The organism is Acinetobacter sp. 479375 (assembly GCF_000581715.1).
Classification (GTDB): domain Bacteria; phylum Pseudomonadota; class Gammaproteobacteria; order Pseudomonadales; family Moraxellaceae; genus Acinetobacter; species Acinetobacter ursingii.
This window is the reverse complement of the sequence record NZ_JEZN01000003.1, coordinates 53623-74288: the sequence shown is the minus strand read 5'-3', so window position 1 is coordinate 74288 and position 20666 is coordinate 53623. Positions and strand designations below refer to the sequence as shown.

Genomic DNA, 20666 nt, shown 5'->3' with positions numbered 1-20666 from the left:
TTTTCCAAAAGCTATTCGGTTAAAATCTTTGGTGAAATTTTTAGTTTTTTATTTGTTACATTCCATTCGAGTTCCGTTCATTTGACAGACACCGCCACGAGATGACAAATAAGTATTGCCTGTGACTTTATTATAATTATGTCCTTTATGATCACTACAGCGCACACCATTACAGTCTTTGATTACATAACTTTGTTTCTTTGTTGAAACTGTATTCTGAGCGGCACTTTGACTGCTTCGTGCTTTATTTACTGTAACTGCATTTTCTTTTTCAACGGTAACAGGTTTCGCAGTTTGCTTGTTATTTTGTTTGTAGGGGCTGTAATATTCATCAGCGATAGCTGCATTGGATTTAAAATTGTCTGGTTTAGCCTTATCGTGATCAGACGCAGTGTTTTTTTGCGATGTAAGTTGTGGTTCATTTGAGCGTTGTGTAGGCGGCGGCGTTGCTGAATACGTGGTTACGCCATTCGCATCTACCCATTTATAATATTGCTGAGCGTTTGTGTGTAACGTACAACCTAATAGCATTAAACTAATGACTGCCCAAAATCGTCCATAAATGACAGAATTCATCTCTACTTTCCCTAATTTGTCACAATTTTATTAAAATTAATCTTTTAAATTCAATACTTTATCTTAATATTATTCAGAAAAATGCACAATAATGTAGCTCAAAAATAAATACTTGCGCTTAAATTCTTGAATAGATATCCAAGCTCAAGTCGAATGGAAAAATTTTTATTTGATGATACTTTTTTTAATTCAAAACATAGATGTTATTAAGGCATGTTAAATACAACTATTATTTTATTTGCCTAGAAAAAGCCGCTCGAAAGCGGCTTATTCAGTTCTTAAAAACGCCAGTTCTGAGAATGTTACTTTGCAATAAGTGTGTTTAACTGTAAATCACTATAAGTATCTGTATATTAATGCATTGCATTTCAATAACACTTCGCACTAACAATATATAGTAGTCTACATTTATAGTTCAACAGTCTACAAATCAGTCTACATTTTTATTACTAACTATAAGCTTGCTAAAATTGAGAAATAAATTGATGCTTAAATTATTACGACATAAATTTTCTGATGATTTTTTTGAATTGATTGAGCTTGATAAAAAAGATTATTTGAGAGAATGACTATGCCCTACTACATCAAAAAGAATAATCGATATCTCACACTCGAAGATGTCTCAAATGAACATTATGATGATGAATACAATATCGTGAATGAAAGGTGGAATTTTGCTTACTTTTGAGCTAACTTATCACTTGCACCAAAACTTAGGTTGTTAAAGGCTTATTTGTGATCGTTTTGGTGCAACCAATTTTTTTTACATTTTTATAATATAAATTAATCTTTAAGAATGTGTAAATTTGAGTTGCAGGAAATACTAAACCCCATTTCCTATTTCCTGCGGTTTAGTGATTCCAGCCACACTCTAAATTAGCCATTCCTGAGTGTGGCTTTTTTTTGCATTTTTAGTAGTTTTTTATTCCAAAATTATTCCTAAACCAAAAAACTGTACATGATACGAAAAAATATTGATCAGTTCTGATAAACTCAACTTAAATAGTTATGGCCACGCCTCGCTCAATCTTTCCGCATCAGCTGCGTGTTCATCAGCTTTTTGTGCCACATTTCGATATTCTGTGATGCAACTTTCGAGTATGTCACTGCTGGTATTTGTGTATTCAATGATGGTTTCTCTGGAAGCTGCGGACAAACGCTGCTTTGCACTGGCAAGTTGCTTTGACAAGCTGTCAGCGCTGGACTGAGCAATATCAGCATCAGACTCAATTTGTTTAATTTTGGCATTATAGTTTTGCTCCGCTTTTAACTGTTGTTCTGACCATAGTTTTTCTTTGATTGCTGAGTCTGCTTTGGCCTTTGCATTTTCAGCTTGCAGAATAATTTCAGTCTGCTTGAATTTATCGATCTGCCCTGCTTTCAGGTTCAACAAGGCAAGGCAAACAATCAATAAAAAAGCGAGAAGTCCGATTAAGATTTCTCGCCATTTTGAGATGATTAGGAATAATGTCATTTTAAAAATAACTCCATTTCAGCTTTGCGACGTTTTACCAGCCCAGCTAGAACACGACCACCAGCCTTATTCCACTTTGGAAATTCAGCAGCTGCACCTTTGTAATCTTTGGCATTAAGCTTTTTAAGCAAAGTCGATTTGCTAAGATTGCCTTCGCCAAGGTTATAGGTGAATGAAGCCAAAGCATCAAATTGGTTTTGATTAAGAGGTACTTTCACCAATCGATTGATAGCATTTTCAAATACAACTAGGTCATTGCGAAGATATTCTTCTGCTTGAGGCTCAGTGCATGTATCGCCTTTTTTGACTCGTACACCATTGGGATATTTAATTGTGCCAAATCCAATGGTCCAAATGCCTACACCATCGTCATAGGCTTTCAAACGTTTACCTTCGAAACCTTTGATTAAGTCCACTCCTGGATTACTTGTTTTCATTGCTATCACCTTTCTTTTCTTGTTCAGAACTACCAAAATAAAATCCGCACGCTGTTGTCATCGCACCTGCAATAAAACCCAGTGCTGTGTTAATCAAATTGCTATTTTCCCGTGGCATATCCACAAAAAACAAAGCAATGATCAGAACAAACATCAACGCAACCAATGAGAAAGCTAGATAGGCTCTTGTGTTGTCATTATTCATCGTCCTGCTTCCTCTAGCCGAGAAACCTTCTCTTTTATCAAGGATTGATCTTGGCTCATCTGAATAATTGAAGATCCCACCCAAGCGCATAGAGAAAACACGACACCAGCAAAAATCCCGAGTAATACACGCAGCACAGAAAGCCCACCATCTTGAGAGGCTGTCCGATTTTCTAAATTGGCAACCTTGATATCCAATGTATCGATATCCTTTTTGTTTTGTTCGCTAGTTTCTTTGTGCGCTTCATTAATGAACGTCAGTCGTGTAACGTGATCTGACAACATGCGAATATCACTTTGAATTGAATCAATTTTCTTTTCAAATCTAATCCCATAGGATTCGTTTTCAGACATGTAACCCCCTATTTTTGGCAATAAAAAAGCACCCGAAGGTGCTGTGTGATTTGTAAATTTTAAACTAAAGGAGGTTCATTCTTATATGGATGATCCGCTGGTAAATTTGCTGTCAAGCTGTACTTGTGTGCAGCCCAACCAAACAATCTATCGATATCATTTATATTTTCAGAACCCATAACTATCAAAGGCATGAGATAAGAAAATGTATTGCTTGATCCTCCAATACTTAAAAATTGGTCTGTGGAGCAAAAATCAGGAGATTTGCTCCTTTCAATATTAAGAATCCCATCTATATAAATTTTAGACTTACCAGATTCAAAATCATACTTCAGCATGCACATAGACCATTTATTACCCAAATCAACAGTTGCCGCGTCTGTCACCCAAACACCACTTCCTGTTTTGAAATAAAAACAAGGTTTAAACAAAGAATAGTCATAAAATCTAGCAAATCCAAGACCGTTATTACCCGATTTCATAATAAAAGAATCGCCATTAGTCCCATTTGTCGAGGTTGTCTTTATAATAAAAAATAACCAATGATATTTTTTATTATTAAAAGCACTAGCAGCAGTACTGTTTTTACACCCCCTACCATTACTGCTATTAAAACATTTAGAATTTATTTGACTATTATGCTCAATACCGAACCCAGCAGCACCATAAGAATCAAATATGTATTCATTAGAAGACTTATCTGTAATCTGTTCAAGATTATTATTAAAATCAAATATAGCATCATTTGCATCAAGCCATATTGCTAAGCCATCTATGAAATTAGGAGTCCATGGCTCCAACGCTGATTTTTTAAAATTAAAAATAAATCTTTGAAATGAATCATATCCATTTCTTTTAGCATACAGCTCAAGCCGATTATTTACAGCCATCTTCGATTTTAAAACAATCGCTGGGCTATTCACATTCTCAATACTTTCAACTAGCGTGTCTGTATCCGTATCATATAATTCAATATTATATTTGACATCAGATTCAATCGTAACACCTGCATCTGTGAAACCGAGTATCCCGCCTCCAGTTTGCTGAACTCTATTTCGATCAACCCATTCAACAGTTAAATCTGCGTTTATTTCGTCTTGTGGCCAATATTCTCCATTGATTTTGACATTTGCCGGTGCATAAGGACGAATTGCACGTGCATTCATTTCAAGTGAAATGACATTTGCAAGATTGAGTTGCTCTACTGAACTCGGTGTAGTTGTTAAAACTTGAGCTTGAACGACTTCACTTTGAGCGTATTGAGTTGAATCATAAGCAATGGCTTCACCCCAAAACACTAGACTACCGCCTGTGTGCTTATGTGGCACAGTATCAAGCACACCACGTTTCACAGTAATAATCTTTGTTTCGGTGTCATAAGAAACAAAAGCCATCAATTCATCATTCATCTGAATGATTGTGTCTACAGCGGTGTCAACAAACTTTGGCGTATTCCTTTGCTCAACAAAATCTATGTCTTTGACTGCAAATGATGTATCCAAATAATCAATTGGCTGATCAAGATACAGTGCTTGACAGTAACTTAACGAAGAAACGCGTTCAAAATCAGTATAAATACCTGTTGCACCATCTGTATAAAGCAGCGCATTGAGAGAATTATTTTGCGGCTTCGGTGCTGCTACTGCTAAATAACCCATTTCAGGGTTATTCGATAATTCCAAATCTACTTGCGATTGTCCGAATTGTTGAATAGCCTCAAAATAAGGCATTTCAAAAACTATAGGCTGCGTCGGCTGCGGTGATAAAGAGTTTTCAACAGGCGGATCAACAGTAATGGTCGTAAAACTTTGACCCGAATATGGCACAACTTCAACAAAATCAATTGAAACAGTATTATCACGCCCGTTTCCGAGCTTGATATTCATCACACGAGCTGGTAAGTCAACAATCCCGCGTTTTGCAAATGAGATTTTGATCATATCATAGCGATTGATCTTGCGAGCCTCATATTTACCTGTTGTAAATGTGCCTCTCCACGCTCCAGTTGAGAGTTGTTTTAGCTTCCAATTCCCCACCATTTCAGCATTACGTCTATTCATGAAATATGGAAAATCAACAGTTTGAGATATTTCACCGCCGATCGTATGAATTGAGCCAATATCAGCCAAATTAAAAGATGAATTTTTAATATTCGCACGATCGTAATAGTTAATATTTAAGACATTCACCGGTCCGTCAGTATTGGTTATTTCAGCCTCAAATGTCTTAATTGATTTTTCGTCAAAACTATGTGCCTGATCCAAATCAAACCAATCATCACGAAATAATACGACTTGATATTTTCCAGTTTGTCGATTAATACGAACAGCGCCTTCAATATGTGAACAAATATCATTTAATACATCAATGCATTTTACTTCTTGAATTGCATATGAAATACCTAACCCCTCTTCATAAATTCGGTCTGCTGCAATCTTAAAATTATCCTCATCAATATCAGACTCGGGCTTATTTAGAGCTGTATAGTCAGTTAATATTTCTCTTATTTTATGAATAGGATTAATATCTGCTGATGGTAAATCATATCCACTATTAACTTTATATTTAACAAGCAAATGCACAAAAGGCCTTGGCGTGTTTTCAAGAAGATATCTATACCCAATATCAACTATAATTTTATAAAGACCTGCCTCAAGAAATTGCTCGCTTTCAATATAAGAATAATCATTACTTAATATGCTTGAAATAGTTAGCGAGCTGACCCACGTGCCATTTATACTTCTGTATAAAGAAATTGCTGCGTTGTTCTGAGATAAAATCGCAATATATCTGAAGTTTCCACCTTCCCACCTAAAAAATCCCTCGTAACCAAAATATCTTGTAACAGCACCGTTCCAAAACCCGTCAGATTCAGGAGGGTAATACTCCCAATTGCATGGCGGAATAATTGTTCCATCGCTGATTTCAATGCCATGCTCTGTGAGTATTTTTTGCGCGGCTTGAAAACTTGGTTTAACTTTAAGTGCTGGGCCATTACCTGATACTGCTGCTTCATAGCTTTGGTCAACATCAAAAAATGGAAAAGTTCCAGAACTCCAAGGTGCAACATGACTTCCGTTTGGATCGTTCCACGAGACTTGGCCAGACATTGAAACTGGAAAAGTTAGATACTTATATCCCGCTCCACCCTCTCCAAAAATCCGACCTATTTCCGCTTTTTCATCATACCACTGGCCACTACCATCAAATTTCTTATGAATACGTTTTGGCCAAATCAAAATCTCTTTCATATACGGGTTATTACCCCAATAGAAATCTTCATAAACCAGATAAGACAAATAGCGATAAGCCACGGGCGGTAAATCATTTTGAGCCAAATATGCAGCGTAGATGTCATTTGATGTTTGATTTGGGTCGCCATCTTTAATATCAATGAAACCAGAAATACCACCTTCGGTTTCTCCGTACAAATCCTGACGATCGATGTTGAATTTTCCAGCCTTAATCAATTCGCCCTTGGGATGTCTGATCCAGCCGCGATTGTCAAAATTCCAACCCCATATTCCTTCAATACAATTCCCGATCATACCCACAAAAGTTGCAAAATATTTATGACCCGTGACTTGCTTGCTGCTTCCGCCCATTTTCAAATACCTCTACAACTTGTTGTGCCATTGCATCATTCGATGCTTTTACAATTTCAAGATCGATTCCATTCTTGAGAAAATCTTGCCAATCCCAACCTTGCGCCAAAAAAAATGCCCGCGATCCGCGAGCACACATATTGGCTTTTCGTATGTCTGACATATAGATTCGCATTACTTGCCACCTTTGGTCTTAATGTCTTCGACACGTTCGCCAAATTTATCGACATAATTTACGTACATGTGTGGGCTGCCTGCAATATCACTAAATGATTGCCCTTCATCTGCGAGTGAACCATCCAACTGTGAAGCTGCTGCGCCATTTTTCTTTTGCATCTTACGCATTTGGTAGACAGAATATATCGCAGATGCCAATGCTATAGCGATTGTTGCATATATAAGCCAAACAGGTATTGCAACCATAACCACCTCATTTAATAATTGTGTCGTTTACGGGATTTGTGGATGGGATATTTGGAAAACCATGATGATTCAAACTATTCTCAAAACGCGCATGACAAAGTGAAAGCGACTGATCACAACCGGGTGCAATCAAAACAATATCGCCTACAGCCAAATCAATATGCGGTCGATATAACCAGACTTGATTTGAATTGCTGTTATCTATGATGAATGTATAAACTCCATCTTTAAACAATAAACCCCGTGCAAACATATTGTTCTGCGCAATCGTCCACAGCACTTCCTCTTCTGTCGTTGTGGTGCTTTCTTCGGTTTCATGATCAACAACCGTGATTTCAGTGATGATCTTTTTGCTGATATACGGCACATTATCTATGATTTCACCATAACCAGTACTCGTCGTTACAACGGTCGTTACCAAATCTCCATCGTCATTCGTTTCTTCAGTTGTGACAATATTAGGTTCAAAACTGAATGATACAGACAGTCCAGATATTGCTGTGACTTTCGCATATGATGCCCATTTCTGAAAATCCAGACTGCAAAACATGTCGTAAATCTTGTTCGCACAAGGTTTTTGAAACTTGCGAGTTAAAATATTACGGTTTTGCAATGATTCGGCAGTCGAGCAAACAAGTGTTAATGTGTTGGCATCTTCATCATATTTGGGTTGTGTAACGCGACCCTTAAATAAAACCAGCGTTTCACCTTTGTACAGCTCCAAAATCGTCAGATAAACTGTTTCTAGATAGATTTTATTATTAAAAATCTGCTGAAAGTTATCACCCGCATCATTCAAAATCTGGTACTGAAACATGGATACTTCAGTTTCACATTTATCAATATCTGCATCTTCAATATCACCACGCTGCAAGCCTTTTACTGGCTTATACGTGATTTCATCATGAATAACTTCTTTTTCAGCACTGGTGAAGTACCATGTTTTAGAACCAAAGCTAAATTGGAATAAATCCTTTTTTGATTTAAATAGTATCATGGGGATAACTCCAAAATGGGTACAACCGCCTCTACGATATCAGCCCCAAGAAAGCTGAATTCCACCGAATCCGAATTCAGTCGGTATAAACCTAAGTAGCTTATTCGCTGGATGTTTGATGGTGGTGCGGGGTTAAGACTTAAAATCCTATTGGTTCCACTAGTTCCAACATAGGTAATTTCATGTGCAGACCAAACATCATTCGCTTTGATTGCAATATGTTTGCGTGAAACCACATAATTATCATCTCTAACCGTTAATGTTGAGCCTGCCAGTGACACAAGATTAAGGTTCTGCTCATAGGTGGGGAGCCAAAATTGATTTAACTTGCCACGCCTACGAAAAAACCATTGTTTATAATCATTAAACTCTTGTCTGGATTTGATAATTACGCGAAGGTTTTTCGTAATTTGAGGATTCAACCAAGGCGTATATTGTCCAAAAATCCCTGTATCGCCATCGACCACGCTCTGTAGTTGAGTAAATGTGATATCCAGAAAATCGCCATCCAAGAGTAATGGCATAAAGTACAAATCATCACCCTTAAACTGCTCTGGATCTGGCGAGTTTGAATACTCAGGATTATCAATCACCCTAAAACTCACTGTGGGCTTCATCATCATCCCATTGATCTGACTACCCACATCACCATCGATAATGCATCTGCGGATTGGAGTGATAGATGCATTGGTTGCGGTAATGTTTTGATTTAGCCGATAACCGTCTATAAAAACAGTCTCACCATCTACAACCTCATAACGCCCTATTTCAGTTATTTCAATAACCTTGTTCCCTTCATTTGATGAAATAAGTGCAAGGCTTTTTTCAGGCATATATCCCAGTTTATTTGACGTATTAAACTCGATGAAGTTTTTATTCAGAATGTTGGGTATCGTCTCTTTTTCAAGTATTTGTGGAATAGCAAACTCACTCCTCAAGCCAGCATATAGACTGTTGTAGAGAGGAGCTATCTGATCGTAAACCACTACATAAGGCATCGTAAAAGACTGGCGCGCATGATCTCTCAAAGGGATGCGTTCTTCTGAACTTCCATCGTAAGATAGGTGGACATCGGTCTTAAATTCCAAACGCTCTTTGGTTTCAAGCAAAGGACAATTCGTGAGCAAGATCAGCTCACCAAAACTTGTAGTGATTTTCATAGTTTGCTCACAAAAAAACCGACCTGAAAAGGTCGGTTCCAAGAATTAATTTATCTATTAAGAATATATTCTGCTTTTAAAAGTTGTACTTTAATCCGACTTTATAAGTCACACCATCAACATCAAGCTCAGAATCACTACCAGATGCACAGTAGCTTTCAATACATGCTTCGGAGTCATTGTTAAATAGCCACTCGTAACCCACATTACCAAATACTGAAAAATTCGGATTGAGTTTGTACCCAACTTCAAATGCAATTGGGAGTGTTACATATCTCAAGTCAAGACTGCCATTTAAGTCATACTCTGAATCATAAGCAGACTCTTTTAACCATGCGTAGCCAACACCTGTAGATGCCGAGCTATAGATTTTCTCATCCCCATAAAGATTATACTTTAACCCAATTGAAACTTGGTTAAAGTCTATATCAGATGCATCTTGATAAGCATATTCCAGCCATGCACTTAGTTTGGGATAGAACTCGTAGTCACCATTAATAAAAAATCCATTGAATTTTTCATCTCCTCCTAAATCGTTAGATCCGATTTTTGAACCCATATAACCTAAACTAACTGAATATTGTCCAGTTCCATTCTGGTTACCTTCAGACCACGATCGATTTGATGATGACTGAGTATCAGCTTTAACAGACTCACCCATTTCGGGTGGATTGGTATAAGTTGGTAACTGTCGCCAATCGTTCGCAAAAACTGTCGAAGAAATCACCCCGAACGCCAAGGTTAAAACAATATTTTTCATCATTAAGTCTCTTATTATAAGAAACCACAATATAATCAATTCAATAAACTTAAAGCAAGCTTAAATCAACCACCCGAAGGTGCTGACTATCGATTACCTAATACCGTTTTATTTCGCTTTATTACATTCAAGACCAACTTTTCACCCGCTGGGGTTGCTAGATAATCTCCAACCAGCGAAGGGTCTAGAACATTAATAACGTTGGTTATTGGCTGAACATTAGTTACTGGACTAGAGTTACTCTCCTGCCTCTCATTCAAATACCGCGTCAAATCTTGGTTTTGCTGTGGGTTTAGAACACGCTCACCACCATCTAACAACCATGTTCCCTCTTTTGGAATATTGTCTATACCGTTGTGGGCCATGCCAGTAATACTAGGCGTAAATGCCTGCAAGGCGGCTTGTAGGACACCTGTTTGTGCTGTAGCCATTCCTACTGCGGGTAGGTTGTAGGGGAATGGTGCTGAAGCCCATGCTGCCGAAATTGCAGTATAGCCATTCATAATCACACTTGCCAAATTTGCACTTTTTTGAATTGCAACCATTGCAATATAAGCATCTGAGCTTTCCTCTGCATAACCTTTAATCAAATCCCCCATTGATCCAAAAACAGAACTCATAGCTGATAAATTGCTAGAGTAAAGTTGGGTGTTTAACTCAATCTCCTTTTGATTGTAGTCTGTAGTTAATTCGGATTTGGCTTTAAGATACTGCTCGTGAGCTGCAAGCAATTGGGCGTTTTTTTGATCCTCATCATCAATCAAATTTATACTTGAAACTTGATTGCTATAAGCATCATTAAGACCACCAAGATCAGTTGAATATTGATTTTGCAAATTCCATTTAACATATTCGTTTGGATAATTTCTTTGAAGCATTGATTGAACGGAGTACTGTCCAAATTGCATCACATTATCCGATGCTTGATTCATAGTTTTGAAAATATCCATATCCTTGGCTTGAAGCAACTTTTTGCGGTTTTCATCAAGCAGCTCACCATTTGCGAGAATTTCTTCACGTTCACGCTGATAACGCTTAACAACAATCTCAGTTTCATTCAGATATGCTTCAAATGCAGATTGAACTTGCTCATCTTGCTCCCGTCGAACAGCCGCAATTTCAAAATCACGTTTACGTTGCAATCCAGATATTTCCTTAGCCCGTTCCTGCTCGTTGATTTTTGTACTGGTTTTAGCTAGCTCAATTTGACGCGCATAATAGTCTTCAAGCTGTTTAACACGATCTGTTTCAAATGCAGTCAGATTCGCGTAGTCTTCCTCACGCTGAACTCTAATCTGTGTGGATTGCTCTTGATATAACGCGCTCTCTTGAGCCAAACGAGTTTTTAGCTCCCTTGTGCCAGTGTAAGCTTGAGTGATTTTCTCAATCCGATCTTGATGTTCTTTAGCAAGTTTTTCTGATTCAGTATAGTACTGAGCATCAATCTCCTTGCGTTTGTCACTCAAATCTTTCTGAGCTTGAGCTGCTAAAGTTTGTTGAGCAAGAATATCTGCTTGAGTCGGCATGAGAATTGAATTATCAACTGCGGTTTTCCCGTTTACACCAGCAAACCATTTTTGAAATCCTGGTACATACCCCGCAACCTCTTTCCGCTTATCTGAGGATAATCCTCCGTTCAAATAGGAATTTAAGCCATCAGAACCTGCGTTATATGCCATCAACGCATAATCTTGTGTACCAAATTTGGCTCTCTTTTTTGCTAAGTCTTTAGCTGCTGCCGTAGCTTGAGCTTCAATTGAACTATTTGCATTTAATCCATATTCACGTCTAAAAATAGATGTTGTCTGAAATAAGCCTTTGGCACCTGTAGGGCTAACAGCATTAGGATTTCCACCTGATTCCTGAAGAACTAGAGCCGCTAAAGTACCAACTGGCAACCCATATAAACCTTCAATTTGGGCAAAATTATTTGCCTTAGCGATGCCTTGAACTTTAGCAATCGCAGCCAATTCTGATTTATTAAAACTATAATTTTTGAGATTAAAGTTTTTCATTGTTGCATCAACAACTGACTGCGGCAACCCAACTTTAAATGCGTTTTCACCATTGGCGCTAGATTGAGCATCAGCTAAAGCATTAGCTTTATCAACTCCCATGCCACGCCCAACCAAGCTTTTTATATACAAGTCACGTGAAGCATCCTTCCTTAGTTGAGTGATATATTCTCGTTGTTTTTGAGTTAGCTTTTCCCAAGCACCTGCTGATTCATTTACAAGTTTTGTTTGCTCTCTCTGTGAGTTATTTGCTTCATCTGTTGCCACTTTTAATGAAGATACTACACTTTTTTGAGCATCCAGTTTAGCTTTGGCAGAAGTGGCGGCACTAGAGTATTTGACCATATTTGCATTATAAACATCAGTCACATCAGATAATGAGCCGATACGATTTGCTAAATCTTCTGCGGTAATCGCGCCTTGAATAAACTCTCGTCGCCATGCGCGGATTTTATCTGCCGATTCTCCTTGTTTTAATACCGTTTCTGCCAAGCCACTTGCATAAGACGCAACCTGATTTTTTGCCGCCTCATAAGCCTCGGTGTCTGCCTCTAGGTCTTTTGCCGCATCATAAGCGAATGCTCGTTGCTTAGCTTGACTTAAGCTATTGTAATGATCCACTAGCTCACTGATAGATTTACCCTGCATATCAAACGCATCAGTAGCATCTTCTGTTTTGCGAGTCATTGCATAGTATGTGCCACCTGCAATAGCCACTTGCACGCCTAAAGCAATCAAACCCAATGGACCACCAACAAGGCTCAACATTGCCCCACCTAAGCCGCGAGTAACTGTAGTTAGAGTGATGGTTTCTCCTGCCATTCGTGCCAGAGCAACTTGGTAACGAGTATATTGAATAAGACTTGCAGCAGCCTGAGCGCCCGCAATACCGAATGCGGCAGCCAAACGAACACCAACCACCGTTGCTAAAGCAGTAGCACCCGCTTCAACTTTATCCCAGTTTTCAGCTATGGCCTCTATAACCGGAATAGCATCGTTAATTAATGTCGCCTGCAAGCCCTGCCACTGCAAATCTAAAAGTTGTAAATTAACTTTTGCTTCAGCAAGGCTTTTAACCATGTCGTCAGACATGATTGCGCCCGCATTTTTTGCGGCATCACCCCAGAACTTAAAGCCCTGACCATTCTTTTCTAACAATGGAATCAGTAGCGAAGAATCACTAATAATCTGTTCCATATAAAATTTCATGTCATTAGTTGATGCGCCTGCTTTTTCTAATGAATTATAGAAAAGCTGTAGCGCCTCTGGCCCTGATAATTTTTGGAATTGTTGTATGGTTACACCTATTCGTGGTGCAATGTTGGTGAAGAAGTCGGCTAATGGCCCACCATTTGTTTGTTGGAAATCGCCAATTCTGTCCTGCATATCTTTCATCTTGTCTGCAAAGGATTCAAGCGAAATCCCTGCTGTTTCAGCCCCCTTGGCGTAATACTGAAATTGACTAACAGATGCATTGGCAAGCTTAGAGAATCTTTGAATATCATTGCCCGCATTAATCACCTTTTCACTATAAGCAACCATACCCGCAACAGATAGGCCGCCAACGGCAAGGCTCAATCCTTTTACCGCTATGGATGCAACATCCATTGATTCGGCTATGCCTTTTCCAGAATTTCTAGCCTGACGCTCTGCTTTGCTTAGTGGTTCGCTAAAACTTGCTGTTCTGGCAACAAGATCAAGTGTTAGGCGGCCTAATGATGCTGTTGCCATATCTACTTTCCTCTAGGCAATAAAAAACCCCGACTAGCGGGGTTTTACAAGTGATTATATCATTTCAACTTTTTATACATTAAATCCATCTCATTTAGTTTTTTATTAAAACCATTTAGGTTAATTGTATTATCTAAATAAGCTAAACTCGGCCATCGTTGAAATCTGGTCTTAATATTTTTACTACGCTTCATTGAATAGATAATAAAGTCTGGCACATCAAATATACCATCTTGGTTAGATGTGTATATATGATTTAAATATTCTGTTTTAAGAATAGCTTGCGTTCCAGGATAATTATTATCACCTATTTTGATAAAATACATATTTTCATTGCGAAACAACCAAAAACTATCTTTTTGTAGAATGCATAGTTTTTTATCGGTAATGTGGTCTATTTTGCATTCAACATGCCATTCATCAGCTAAAGCAGGCTTGCATAGGAAAATTAAAAAAATTAATAATACTTTTTTCACACCAAAACCCCATTAAGTAGACTTAATGAGGTTAGCTTAAAAAGGGGCCTGTTGCCATATTACACTCACTAAAAAACCACCCGAAGGTGGCTTGGTTTGCGTTTCTAGCAAGAAAACTATCGTATCAAGCATCGCAGTCGAGAACTTTAGCTTAACTTAATAGCCTTTTTCTTTTTTCATAGGTCTTCTACTCCATCTTATTAGTTGGTGTTATCTTCAAAAATAAAATCGATTGTTTCTCTTATATCTGGCTCAGCATTGATAACTTTTATTCTTTTATACGCAGACATTCCTAAGCGCGTTATAGGCGTCGCTAAAAGAGCATTCAAAAAGCTATGCGGAGCCCTTTTGATATTTTTACAATCTATAATTACTTTTTTACCACTTTCGATAGCAGGAAGTAAATATTTATCTCTTATATTTATTGCTTCAGATTTCAACTCAGCATGATCACCAAAATAATTTGTCATGTATAAAACAAATTGTTGATCAACTTCCTCATTTCTTAAAAAACTTCGTTCTTGTTCAGCATTCTGCCTCAATTCTTGAAGTATTGCGGTTAAATTATTACTATCTTCTTTACTTATTTTTATAGATAGAAATGCAATTGTACCTTTCCACTGGTGCGAAAGTGTTGTTGATGTTACATCTCGAGGTGAAATATGTACCAATCCATCATTTGATAAAACATACATATCGCCTTTAAGGCGCCTGATAATATTTGATGTTAAATACAAGCCCATTCCAGCATTATTTTTCGCGTTATAAGGGTCAGAGTTAGCGAACGTGCCTGATTTTTCTGGCTGAATTGCTAATCTTATCGCAGATTCATTGGAGTCTTGTCCCGGATATGTTTGCTCTATATGAGCTTTGATACCTATTCCTAAGTCTGCAATGATAAAATTCATTTCTCCTTTATTCCGATACCAGCTCATCTGCACAAGAGCTGGCAAGTTGATGTTTGTTAGTGGAGAAAATGACGGACCATGCTCTAAAGCATTATACATTAATTCACTTAGTACATAGCTCAAAGTATCCGTATAAGAAATATCAAATTCACCCGTGTAACGCTCAATGGCAGAAAGAATATCCTTGAAATCTTTACCATTAGATTCTTTTCTTAATGCAAATAGTGGTTTGTAATTATCCCCTTTAAATTGCTGGTAGGTATGAAAAAGAACATTAAAGCTACCCAGAGCCCCTAATCTTTTCCACATTACACTAGCGTCACGATATGCAGATTTATCAATAACATGATCTACAGTGCAACCTCTACTTTTCAAGTACCAAGAGTAAATAACAATCAAAGATATTGCTTGATAGTCAGCTGATGTACACTCTGTAAAATCAATCCTTACCTGAATATTTTCTAAACTCCAATCAAAGTACTTCAATATCCCATCAAAATCCATAATGCCATGATTTTTAAAACCAAAGCGTTTTGGCAGATTAATAGTAACACCACCAAATTTTTTAATTTCTTTCTTAATGGGCATTAAAGCCCTCTTCATTGCTTGGTTGCGCATAATAAATATAACTTAAACGATGAGCACGATATCAATCTATCAATTAAATCAAAAAATTTCTATTTTTTTATAAAATTCATCAATCTATTTATTAATTCAACAATCAGGTTTATGACATGGTGGCAGACTAACGCCCCACCATGCTATTCAAATAATCCTCAGCATCCATTTCAATGACTTTTGGCTTTTGTTCGTGGGGCATAAAAGCGTAGGGTGAAATCTCTTTACCATTTTTACCGCGATTTGAATTGGCATAAAATGCAAGTGCATTACCAATCGCTTGCTCGATCCGACGACCAATGTTTAGGCTGCCATGCTTCAGGCGATACGCTTTCCATATCGCCATTTCAGACAGACTTATTTTTTGCTCGGCTTCTGCGATGCTTCTTCCGCCAATTCCGTTGAGGACAAGTTCACAGAGGAGTTCGTTTCGTTCGAGGTCTTCGTCCGTGACTTTCCCATAAAGTTATTCACATCATCGGCGAGCTTGTGTAAGGCAATAATGAACGCTGGATCAGAGTCGTAGACTTCCTGAAGTGAATCAAAAAACGGGGTTCCTTTCTCATCAATACAGATACTTCCTAGCAATTGACTTGCTTGAAGCCGCTCAGAGTCAATGGATTTTAATTTCGATTTTTCAGGATCATCATAGTTAATATCCCAATCGAATGCCTTTGCAGCGTCACGACCCGCTTTAAAGGTCATGCGCTTAATGAAAACTTCACCATCAAGATCAGCATTGTCACCAACTGCCAAATCTGGTGATTCCGTCAATTGGCGCATTTCTTCAAGATTATGTTCTGTCACAATGACAGACCAATTAACCTGTCGTGCTATTGGTGCGCCAACTTTTGTGACATTTTTCGATTTTTTAAAATCAACTTTAGCCATTTTAATTCTCAAAAGTAAAAGCCCCTTCCGGGGCGTGAATTAGGTTTTTGGTGTACGGATTACTTCAGTTGATCGTTCCAATGTAATGGTGTATGCAACCAGTGCATCGGCTTCAAATGTTGGTGCAGGGCTTGATAAACCACCCATAAACGACCACCAAGTACGAGTTTCAGGTAAAGTAACACTACCACCTGTTAGTGTTGGCGCATCATTGCTATCTCTAGAGCCGATATAGAATTGTAGGTTTTGTTTTTTGTCTCTGGCCCATTCTTCTAGTTTGTCGTGTGATGTATTTTCATCATCGAAATCATAGCCAATTGAGCCTTGACCCGGATCAGACAACCCTGATACATAGGATTTTGTATTCGGCTCGTCGAGACACGTATTTTCAATACGAGTCGTTGAGTCAGAACCAAAGTCGATAGTCTTGATACAGTTAATTTTTGTGATGGCTGTGCCATCGTATACATAAATTCCCATACCGTTTACACGTACGTTCGCCATGAGTAGTACTCCTCAATTTTTGGCATTAAAAAAGCACCCTGTTGGGTGCATTGGTTTATTCTCTTTTCAGTAAAATACAGCGAGCAATTCTGCTAATGCCTTGATGATTTGAGCTATTGGAAACAGAGCAACAACGAAGATAATCCAATAGCAAAAAATTCTTACTGATTTATGCGTTTGTACGAGTTCTAGTGCTTTCACTATCCAGTCCCCGATGTTAAAATTCATATATGGTTTGCTTCCTTCTGCATCAAGGTTGTAGACAACAAAAAAGCCCATGATTACGAGTCACGGGCTTTTTGCTTTTTTGGAGTTAATTTCTACCGACTCAAAAACCAATTCGCATCAAATCCACGTGCATAAAGCTTCGTGTCATTTTCGTAATGGCTGATTCTCGGATTTAAGATAAAGCTTTGTGTTTCTAGTGCTTTGCGTATCGCTTCACGTGCTTCATATGCTCGTTTTTGATTGGTGTCATATACAATCACTTGGTACATGACGTGATCAGCCCTAGCGGGGCAATCAAGACTATTTTCAGCACTTCCACCCACTTCTTGCCAGACAGCATAGGGCACAGCAGTATTCAGTGGTGCAATATCTTCATAAACACGCAAGTCATTGCCGAGTAATGTCTTTACTGCACTGTCTGCATTAAGTGTTCGGAATATGGGTAAGAAACTCATTTGAGTAATTCCTTGTCGAGTTCAAGAGAAAAAGACTCCGCGAACCTGTTAGTTACTTGCTCAATATTGTTTGCTAATGCAGGTCGCATGAATGGAGTTGCTGGCATTTGAGATGTTCCAAATTCAATGAATCGCCAATATTTAGTATTACCACCAGGTAATGCGATTGTATTCTCATCAGGTACCTGCTTTGCTTCGCCTTTTTTCTTTCTCTCCTTGAAAACAATTTTTTTGCTTTTACTATTTGATCCAGCACCACCCATGATACCAACACGCATTCTCACGTATGAACTGTTGCGGGTTTTACCCTGACTGACAGTGACATTCTCATAAATCGCTTCACGAGTTACTGGGTCGTCAATTCTTTTTGCATTTTGTTTTGCTGCATCTTTAACAATATTCATGGCTTTTCGTGCAGCACGGTTAGCAGCATTTTTAACAAGCCTTTGGTTGGATAATCTATTTAGTTTTTTTAAAACTTCTTCTAACCCTTCAAGCTTAATCTCCCCCCCCGCCATAAATACCTCACTTGGGTTTTTCTACACCCTGCCCCAACAAGAACGTGCAATATGTATATGAGTCTTCGTTGTCATCAAGCGCCTGACTCTTGATCGAAAATACTCGCCCTTTCCAGACCACTTGCATTTCGGTATCAATGTCAGTGCGATAACGAATTTTCATTCGTGCTGTGACTTCTGATTGATCTGCTTGTGCTGAAATCAGGTCTTTGGCTGAAAGTGGTGTTACTTTGGCCCATACCTTGGCGTATTCAACCAAGCCACCTTCGATTTCAAAACCATCTTCATCTCGACCACCTTGTTGATACTTTTGGATAACAACTCTGTGTCTTAATTCACCTGCGCTTTGTCCCATATCTCTCTCCTATATTGCCGTAGGCGTGCGATAAGGAAATAGCAATGCTTGAACAGGTTGAGGCATGTAATTTCCATTAACTGGCGCGTCAGACTCGGCATTGCGGTACTTGTCATAGAAACCAACGCAGACCAGAACAGCCAATTTAAATTCTTCAGGCGGTTCTGCATGATGAACTTCATCCGTATAACGAAAAACCGCTGATTCAGCGGCCTTTATGTAGATTTCTAGGTTCGTATCGTTGGAGTCATCATCGTAGCGAAGATGCTGTTTGACTTCTTCGAGTGTGACTAAGCTCATTCTGTCCACTCCTTCGCGCACAATTTAAAGTTTTTGTGGTCAAATTCACCTAAATGATTGTTTTCGACATGCCAGAGTGCGCCATTCTTTGTAATGAACTGACCTTTTTGGTACTGCACATCGTCTTTGAATACGCCCTTATAGAGCGATTTAAGAGAATTATCGGACTGGTTTGAGCTTGAATCATTCTTGGTGAATGGATCATCTTTAGCATCACGCTTGGCAAGCGCTTCCAAATTGTAGTTTTGCTGTTGTAAATAAGGAGATTCACCACCTTTAACAGGTAAATAACCCAACTTCTGGCGCGCCTCATTGGGGGCAAAGATGCCTGCACTGATGCCATCCTTGAAGTATGCAATTTTACTAGATGAATCCATACGAATTAGAACATCAAGATCAAGGAAAGCCGCAACACCATAAGACGGTAAATCCAATCCCTCATCCAAAAGGTTTTCACGTGCTTCGATATAGGATTGAAGGCAATCTGAATAGTAGATTTCGTTCAGATCAGAAACTTTAGTTGCACCTTGAACATCAGTCACGCCAATTTTGAAAGGTGGCACATTAAATGCCGTACAAACAATACGAGCAGACATCCCAAGTTGTTCAATTAATTGACTGTCTATCGCTGACATTGAAATGTTTACGTATTTTGCTCCATCGGACAAAAGACCAGTTTTACCCACATTGGCACCACTATAATTTGCATCCCATTTGGTTTTCACCTCTTGGGCTTTTGTTGCATCTAATGGTCCAGGCACCTCAATAACACCACCTGGTTTAGATCCATTGGCAAAAAAGTTTTTAGAGTTTCTGAGAATCGAAATACCCTGCTCAGATGCCAGACTACACGCCATGATTGGTGTTAATCCCACAAGCGGATGATAGAGCGCATTAATGCGGTCATGGATGATTTCAGAAGCGGGAATAATTACATTTTCTGTCTGTGCTAATCGGTCATTGGTAAGCTGATAAAACACATTTCCCTGATCATCAACAAGAACAGTCACAAGATCAGGGTTTAAAACAACCAATCGGTACAGCTCACCAAATACATCACGCATTTTAAAGACGTAGGTATTACCACGAAGCAACAGGCTTTGCGTCCATTGTTCATTAAATTGTTGCCAGTTTTGGTAATTATTCGGTTTTTGAAGTACGCGCTGTAATTCTTTTGGGGTTAAAGCATCAACTAAGACACCTTGCTGCTTCTTTTTTAACAGAACAGGCATCTTGCCAATGTCTTTAGAGATAAGGCTTACACAAGCAAATACCGCATAAAATGCAGTCATATCTTCGCGGGTAATTTCCTTGTTTTCTTGCCATGCACCAGAGTATGGCTCTGCCACAAATATGCTATTCCAACTTTGCCCCGAATTATGGACACTTTGATAGCTCTTTTTACCTCTCAACCAGTCATAAATGCCCATTTTTACCGCCTTATTCTTCAGTTTTTACGTCTTTTTTGGTGCGATTTGCAGCCTTTTTAGGCTCTTCATAAGGCTTTGCAACACCTGTTTTAATAAGGATATTTGCCGCAAAATCTTCAACTTCTTTCACTTCGCCTACTTCGGCATCGTGCATAACCTGTAAATATTCAATTTTCATAGCTGTTCCCATAGCTCAACAGTGAGTTTTCATTGTTCAGATATGAAAACAGCCCCAATTAAGGAGCTG

General features: G+C 38.5%; 23 protein-coding genes. All 23 read right to left on the bottom strand.

From position 1 onward, the window contains the following. Positions 1 to 48: 48 nt before the first annotated feature. The 23 genes from J500_RS04100 to J500_RS17500 all read right to left on the bottom strand — a co-directional run bounded on the left by J500_RS04100 (position 49) and on the right by J500_RS17500 (position 20597). Positions 49 to 576 carry a DUF4124 domain-containing protein gene (locus tag J500_RS04100; protein ID WP_004998177.1) on the bottom strand — a complete coding sequence of 176 codons (528 nt, stop codon included), beginning with the start codon at positions 574 to 576 and terminating at the stop codon, positions 49 to 51. Between the two features lie 1006 nt (positions 577 to 1582). Then, on the bottom strand, positions 1583 to 2050 hold the full coding sequence (locus J500_RS04095; protein ID WP_034698417.1) for a hypothetical protein: 468 nt from the start codon (positions 2048 to 2050) through the stop codon (positions 1583 to 1585). After that, positions 2047 to 2487, bottom strand: coding sequence for a lysozyme (locus J500_RS04090; protein ID WP_034698415.1), 441 nt, complete (start codon positions 2485 to 2487; stop codon positions 2047 to 2049). Before J500_RS04090 ends, J500_RS04095 begins: the two co-directional genes overlap by 4 nt. Further along, a complete protein-coding gene (locus tag J500_RS04085; protein WP_004724917.1) occupies positions 2474 to 2692 on the bottom strand; it encodes a hypothetical protein in 219 nt (72 codons plus the stop codon). The genes J500_RS04090 and J500_RS04085 overlap by 14 nt, the downstream gene beginning before the upstream one ends. Beyond that, a complete protein-coding gene (locus J500_RS04080) occupies positions 2689 to 3045 on the bottom strand; it encodes a hypothetical protein (RefSeq protein ID WP_034698412.1) in 357 nt (118 codons plus the stop codon). The genes J500_RS04085 and J500_RS04080 overlap by 4 nt, the downstream gene beginning before the upstream one ends. Positions 3046 to 3104: 59 nt before the next feature. Next, positions 3105 to 6650 carry a phage tail protein gene (locus J500_RS16895; RefSeq protein ID WP_052024126.1) on the bottom strand — a complete coding sequence of 1182 codons (3546 nt, stop codon included), beginning with the start codon at positions 6648 to 6650 and terminating at the stop codon, positions 3105 to 3107. Beyond that, entirely contained in the window at positions 6616 to 6813 is a 198-nt protein-coding gene (locus J500_RS04070) for a hypothetical protein (RefSeq protein WP_228130665.1), read from the bottom strand. Before J500_RS04070 ends, J500_RS16895 begins: the two co-directional genes overlap by 35 nt. Before the next feature lie 11 nt (positions 6814 to 6824). Continuing rightward, positions 6825 to 7073 (bottom strand): hypothetical protein, encoded by a 249-nt coding sequence (locus J500_RS04065; RefSeq protein ID WP_152877409.1) that lies wholly within the window; start codon positions 7071 to 7073, stop codon positions 6825 to 6827. A gap of 7 nt (positions 7074 to 7080) precedes the next feature. Then, on the bottom strand, positions 7081 to 8070 hold the full coding sequence (locus tag J500_RS04060) for a phage BR0599 family protein (protein WP_034698406.1): 990 nt from the start codon (positions 8068 to 8070) through the stop codon (positions 7081 to 7083). Next, positions 8067 to 9230 carry a hypothetical protein gene (locus tag J500_RS04055; protein ID WP_034698403.1) on the bottom strand — a complete coding sequence of 388 codons (1164 nt, stop codon included), beginning with the start codon at positions 9228 to 9230 and terminating at the stop codon, positions 8067 to 8069. Before J500_RS04055 ends, J500_RS04060 begins: the two co-directional genes overlap by 4 nt. A gap of 76 nt (positions 9231 to 9306) precedes the next feature. Further along, positions 9307 to 9993 (bottom strand): hypothetical protein, encoded by a 687-nt coding sequence (locus J500_RS04050; protein ID WP_171071571.1) that lies wholly within the window; start codon positions 9991 to 9993, stop codon positions 9307 to 9309. An 83-nt stretch (positions 9994 to 10076) separates the two neighbouring features. Then, positions 10077 to 13736 (bottom strand): transglycosylase SLT domain-containing protein, encoded by a 3660-nt coding sequence (locus tag J500_RS04045; RefSeq protein ID WP_034698397.1) that lies wholly within the window; start codon positions 13734 to 13736, stop codon positions 10077 to 10079. Positions 13737 to 13795: 59 nt separating this feature from the next. Further along, positions 13796 to 14212: a hypothetical protein gene (locus tag J500_RS04040; RefSeq protein WP_005003638.1), complete on the bottom strand. Its 417-nt coding sequence runs from the start codon at positions 14210 to 14212 to the stop codon at positions 13796 to 13798. 200 nt (positions 14213 to 14412) lie between these two features. Beyond that, on the bottom strand, positions 14413 to 15738 hold the full coding sequence (locus tag J500_RS04035; RefSeq protein ID WP_081402789.1) for an STAS-like domain-containing protein: 1326 nt from the start codon (positions 15736 to 15738) through the stop codon (positions 14413 to 14415). Positions 15739 to 15865: 127 nt separating this feature from the next. Further along, positions 15866 to 16084: a hypothetical protein gene (locus J500_RS04030; protein WP_171071570.1), complete on the bottom strand. Its 219-nt coding sequence runs from the start codon at positions 16082 to 16084 to the stop codon at positions 15866 to 15868. Positions 16085 to 16095: 11 nt separating this feature from the next. Continuing rightward, positions 16096 to 16629: a phage tail assembly chaperone family protein, TAC gene (locus J500_RS04025; protein ID WP_034698393.1), complete on the bottom strand. Its 534-nt coding sequence runs from the start codon at positions 16627 to 16629 to the stop codon at positions 16096 to 16098. 39 nt (positions 16630 to 16668) lie between these two features. Next, positions 16669 to 17133, bottom strand: a complete 465-nt coding sequence (locus tag J500_RS04020; RefSeq protein ID WP_034698392.1) for a phage tail tube protein — start codon at positions 17131 to 17133, stop codon at positions 16669 to 16671. A 320-nt stretch (positions 17134 to 17453) separates the two neighbouring features. Next, positions 17454 to 17816, bottom strand: coding sequence for a DUF3168 domain-containing protein (locus J500_RS04010; RefSeq protein WP_034698390.1), 363 nt, complete (start codon positions 17814 to 17816; stop codon positions 17454 to 17456). Next, positions 17813 to 18334: an HK97-gp10 family putative phage morphogenesis protein gene (locus J500_RS04005; protein WP_034698389.1), complete on the bottom strand. Its 522-nt coding sequence runs from the start codon at positions 18332 to 18334 to the stop codon at positions 17813 to 17815. Before J500_RS04005 ends, J500_RS04010 begins: the two co-directional genes overlap by 4 nt. A gap of 7 nt (positions 18335 to 18341) precedes the next feature. Then, complete coding sequence (locus J500_RS04000) at positions 18342 to 18689, bottom strand: phage head closure protein (protein ID WP_034698388.1); 348 nt, start codon at positions 18687 to 18689, stop codon at positions 18342 to 18344. A gap of 9 nt (positions 18690 to 18698) precedes the next feature. Then, positions 18699 to 18989, bottom strand: coding sequence for a head-tail connector protein (locus J500_RS03995; protein WP_034698387.1), 291 nt, complete (start codon positions 18987 to 18989; stop codon positions 18699 to 18701). After that, positions 18986 to 20419, bottom strand: coding sequence for a phage portal protein (locus J500_RS03990; protein ID WP_034698385.1), 1434 nt, complete (start codon positions 20417 to 20419; stop codon positions 18986 to 18988). The genes J500_RS03995 and J500_RS03990 overlap by 4 nt, the downstream gene beginning before the upstream one ends. 10 nt (positions 20420 to 20429) lie before the next feature. After that, positions 20430 to 20597, bottom strand: a complete 168-nt coding sequence (locus tag J500_RS17500) for a hypothetical protein (RefSeq protein WP_004997290.1) — start codon at positions 20595 to 20597, stop codon at positions 20430 to 20432. Positions 20598 to 20666: the final 69 nt, after the last annotated feature.

Bases quoted from the DNA above. Each gene is read 5' to 3' on its own strand.
- J500_RS04100 (WP_004998177.1), bottom strand. From the start codon at position 576: ATGAATTCTGTCATTTATGGACGATTTTGGGCAGTCATTAGTTTAATG.
- J500_RS04095 (WP_034698417.1), bottom strand. From the start codon at position 2,050: ATGACATTATTCCTAATCATCTCAAAATGGCGAGAAATCTTAATCGGA.
- J500_RS04090 (WP_034698415.1), bottom strand. From the start codon at position 2,487: ATGAAAACAAGTAATCCAGGAGTGGACTTAATCAAAGGTTTCGAAGGT.
- J500_RS04085 (WP_004724917.1), bottom strand. From the start codon at position 2,692: ATGAATAATGACAACACAAGAGCCTATCTAGCTTTCTCATTGGTTGCG.
- J500_RS04080 (WP_034698412.1), bottom strand. From the start codon at position 3,045: ATGTCTGAAAACGAATCCTATGGGATTAGATTTGAAAAGAAAATTGAT.
- J500_RS16895 (WP_052024126.1), bottom strand. From the start codon at position 6,650: ATGGGCGGAAGCAGCAAGCAAGTCACGGGTCATAAATATTTTGCAACT.
- J500_RS04070 (WP_228130665.1), bottom strand. From the start codon at position 6,813: ATGTCAGACATACGAAAAGCCAATATGTGTGCTCGCGGATCGCGGGCA.
- J500_RS04065 (WP_152877409.1), bottom strand. From the start codon at position 7,073: ATGGTTGCAATACCTGTTTGGCTTATATATGCAACAATCGCTATAGCA.
- J500_RS04060 (WP_034698406.1), bottom strand. From the start codon at position 8,070: ATGATACTATTTAAATCAAAAAAGGATTTATTCCAATTTAGCTTTGGT.
- J500_RS04055 (WP_034698403.1), bottom strand. From the start codon at position 9,230: ATGAAAATCACTACAAGTTTTGGTGAGCTGATCTTGCTCACGAATTGT.
- J500_RS04050 (WP_171071571.1), bottom strand. From the start codon at position 9,993: ATGATGAAAAATATTGTTTTAACCTTGGCGTTCGGGGTGATTTCTTCG.
- J500_RS04045 (WP_034698397.1), bottom strand. From the start codon at position 13,736: ATGGCAACAGCATCATTAGGCCGCCTAACACTTGATCTTGTTGCCAGA.
- J500_RS04035 (WP_081402789.1), bottom strand. From the start codon at position 15,738: ATGCGCAACCAAGCAATGAAGAGGGCTTTAATGCCCATTAAGAAAGAA.
- J500_RS04030 (WP_171071570.1), bottom strand. From the start codon at position 16,084: ATGGCGATATGGAAAGCGTATCGCCTGAAGCATGGCAGCCTAAACATT.
- J500_RS04025 (WP_034698393.1), bottom strand. From the start codon at position 16,629: ATGGCTAAAGTTGATTTTAAAAAATCGAAAAATGTCACAAAAGTTGGC.
- J500_RS04020 (WP_034698392.1), bottom strand. From the start codon at position 17,133: ATGGCGAACGTACGTGTAAACGGTATGGGAATTTATGTATACGATGGC.
- J500_RS04010 (WP_034698390.1), bottom strand. From the start codon at position 17,816: ATGAGTTTCTTACCCATATTCCGAACACTTAATGCAGACAGTGCAGTA.
- J500_RS04005 (WP_034698389.1), bottom strand. From the start codon at position 18,334: ATGGCGGGGGGGGAGATTAAGCTTGAAGGGTTAGAAGAAGTTTTAAAA.
- J500_RS04000 (WP_034698388.1), bottom strand. From the start codon at position 18,689: ATGGGACAAAGCGCAGGTGAATTAAGACACAGAGTTGTTATCCAAAAG.
- J500_RS03995 (WP_034698387.1), bottom strand. From the start codon at position 18,989: ATGAGCTTAGTCACACTCGAAGAAGTCAAACAGCATCTTCGCTACGAT.
- J500_RS03990 (WP_034698385.1), bottom strand. From the start codon at position 20,419: ATGGGCATTTATGACTGGTTGAGAGGTAAAAAGAGCTATCAAAGTGTC.
- J500_RS17500 (WP_004997290.1), bottom strand. From the start codon at position 20,597: ATGAAAATTGAATATTTACAGGTTATGCACGATGCCGAAGTAGGCGAA.